The sequence below is a fragment of the Microcoleus sp. genome (assembly GCF_049646505.1).
Taxonomy (GTDB): Bacteria; Cyanobacteriota; Cyanobacteriia; order Cyanobacteriales; family Microcoleaceae; genus Microcoleus.
This window is the reverse complement of the sequence record NZ_JBARVX010000663.1, coordinates 1-2,678: the sequence shown is the minus strand read 5'-3', so window position 1 is coordinate 2,678 and position 2,678 is coordinate 1. Positions and strand designations below refer to the sequence as shown.

General features: G+C 46.1%; 3 protein-coding genes. 1 reads left to right on the top strand and 2 read right to left on the bottom strand.

What is annotated here, in order from left to right; translation table 11 throughout:
- Nucleotides 1–51 precede the first annotated feature (51 nt).
- Together WBA89_RS30265 and WBA89_RS30260 are read right to left on the bottom strand one after the other, a co-directional pair.
- A complete protein-coding gene (locus tag WBA89_RS30265) occupies nucleotides 52–1,365 on the bottom strand; it encodes a HEAT repeat domain-containing protein (RefSeq protein WP_424411372.1) in 1,314 nt (437 codons plus the stop codon).
- 195 nt (nucleotides 1,366–1,560) lie between these two features.
- Nucleotides 1,561–1,692 carry a hypothetical protein gene (locus tag WBA89_RS30260; protein WP_424411371.1) on the bottom strand — a complete coding sequence of 44 codons (132 nt, stop codon included), beginning with the start codon at nucleotides 1,690–1,692 and terminating at the stop codon, nucleotides 1,561–1,563.
- Nucleotides 1,693–1,698: 6 nt separating this feature from the next.
- Here WBA89_RS30260 and WBA89_RS30255 point away from each other — a divergent pair, with 6 nt between their 5' ends.
- Nucleotides 1,699–2,583: a lipid kinase gene (locus WBA89_RS30255; protein ID WP_424411370.1), complete on the top strand. Its 885-nt coding sequence runs from the start codon at nucleotides 1,699–1,701 to the stop codon at nucleotides 2,581–2,583.
- Nucleotides 2,584–2,678 lie beyond the last annotated feature (95 nt).

Below are 2,678 nucleotides of genomic sequence, written 5' to 3'. Positions count from 1 at the left end.
CGCGGAGGCGGACATCGTTTGTGTAGGCGCGGTTTCAACCGCCGTCTTTTCCTAATTCGCTTGTTTAACTAAACTTTCTAATTGCTGCCGCACCTCAGCAGCACCAAGCCGTTTGATCGCAGCAGCGCCGTGCAGCCTGACGCTATTATCGCCGTCGGCTAACAATTGAATCAGCGCGTTTAGCGCTCTGATATCACCTAATTGTCCTAACGCTAAAGCTAAAGATTGTTTGATTTGGGGAGGCTGCACCGCCGGATGATTCCCCTCTAGCAAACCGATCGCAATTTCAGCAGCTTTTATTTTTAACTCCGGCTTTTCCACTCGCCCTAAAACAGCGGCAATTTCTTGACAAACAGCAGGATTAATGTTATCAATTTGCCAGGAATCGCTGGGATTTAGCACTCGATCGCTATTTGTGAATTCGCTCGGTTGTGCGTTAAAAACCGATCGCCCAATCAGCGCAGTTTGCAAATATTCTAAAGCAACAGCAGTTTCGCTCCAGCCCAGGGCGCGCACAGTTTCGATTTGCAATTCCAGGGGAGTTGCGGGGTTTCGCAGGAATTCAAATAAAGCAGCAGCCGCAGCATCGGTTTTCAGTCGCCCGATCGCGATCGCCGCTTGTTGGGACACTTCAAATCGGATGTCCCAAAGCAAAGGTTTGAGCAAATTAACTAAATCTAATTCTGCATCTAAATAAGCGCGAACTCCCAGAGCTCTCACGGCTTCTTTTCTAACTGCTGCGGCCGCATCTTTGAGTGCTTCTACCAGTACCGGCGGGATGCGGGAGTCGTGAAAACTACTCAAAGCCTCGATCGCAGCCAGCCGCACCGCAATTCTAGAGTCTTTGACTACACTCAACAGCGGGGCGATCGCTTCGGGGCGGCGAATTTGGGCGAGGGCTGCTGTGGCAAACTGTCGCGAGTCTTCCTGCTGCAATAGAGTTGCTAGGGATTCTATGGCTGTCGGGCCGAAATTGGCGAGGGTTTGGGCCGCGATTTGGCTCAATTCTTCGTCGGAATTTTTGACTAATTTTACTAAAGCTGCAATCACTTCCGGGCGATCGAACTTTCCGAGAATGCGGGCGGCAAACCACCTGGGTTCGGTGTCTGCGTCTTCGTCTTCGATCGCGGCAATTAAAGGTGCGATCGCGCCATTTCCCAGATTTGGCAATACTTTAGCAATTTCCCAGCGGTCTTGAAAATCCCCCCATTCCAAGGTTTGTATTCCTAAACTTACAGCTTGTTCTAAAAATATTTTTTCCTGTGGCTGGCTGCGGTTGGCTGTCACTTGCTGCAAGCATTCGACTACAATAGGCCAGTTTTGGCGATCGGCAGCGGCTTGCGCTTGTTCCAAAATATGAGACATAAATTTAATTTAGCTTGTTGAAGGTAGATGACAGCTAGCCCAGAAGCGCGATCGTCTCCCGCAATCTGTTGCTACAATTATCAATTATTTTAGATTTATGTCAATCCCTCACCAATGGTAAAATATAATTAAAACATTAAATCAACCCATTTAAATTATCAATTCGTCATATTTTTGAAACAAAAAACTCACTTCCTACTTAAATAAAAATAAAGCTAACAAATCCCAATTAAATAAAGCCATTTCCTCCTTGGGTTCGCAGTGCGGAATTTCCTCCGCACTGCGAACCGTGACATAATTAATTGTTTTACCCAACTCTCGGCCCATTTTCCCATGAAAAAAGCTCTCCTTTTAGTAAACCAGCACTCCCGAAGAGGGAAAAAACTATTATCTCAAGCCACTGCCAAATTAGAATCACTTGGTTTTGAATTAATAGTAAAATCAACCGACAGCGCCAGCGAAATTTCCGACACAATTCGGAACCACCAAAATCAAGTCGAATTAGTCATCATCGGCGGCGGCGACGGCACACTAAACTGCGCCATCGAAGGTTTGATGGACACTAAATTGCCCTTGGGTATTTTGCCGATGGGAACAGCTAACGATTTAGCCCGTACTCTCGGAATTCCTACAGATTTATCCGCAGCTAGTCAAGTAATTGCCAGCGGTAAAATTCGGCTTATAGACATAGGTTGGGTTAACCAACAGCATTTTTTTAATGTAGCGAGTTTGGGATTGAGCGTCGAAATCACCCAGAGACTGACTAAAAATGTGAAGCAGCGCTGGGGAATTTTAGCTTATGCTTTGGCTGCTTTGCAGACAATTTTTAAATCGCGGCCATTCAGAGCAGAAATCAAGATAAACAACCAATCTTTTAATGTAAAAACAATTCAAATTGCCATAGGCAACGGCCGCTACTACGGCGGCGGCATGGCAGTTGCCGAAGATGCCACCATCGACGACAAGCGACTGGATTTGTACAGTTTAGAGATACACCATTGGTGGGAAATCCTTGCTTTGCTGCCGGCAATGAGGCAAGGAAATTATACCACTTGGCCGAAGGTTCGCGCCTTGCACGCTCAAGAATTTGAGATTAATACTAGCAAACGCCGTTCGATTAATACCGACGGTGAAATCACCACTTACACGCCTGCCAAATTCCGAGTGATTCCCCAAGCTTTAGCAGTTATCGCTCCTTCATCGCTCACAACAAATTAAATTTTGTTGTGGAACAGGCATCTTGCCTGTTCATATATTCGCCACGGGCAAGATGCCCGTGCCACAATTAATCAATTAATGAATTAATTAATCAA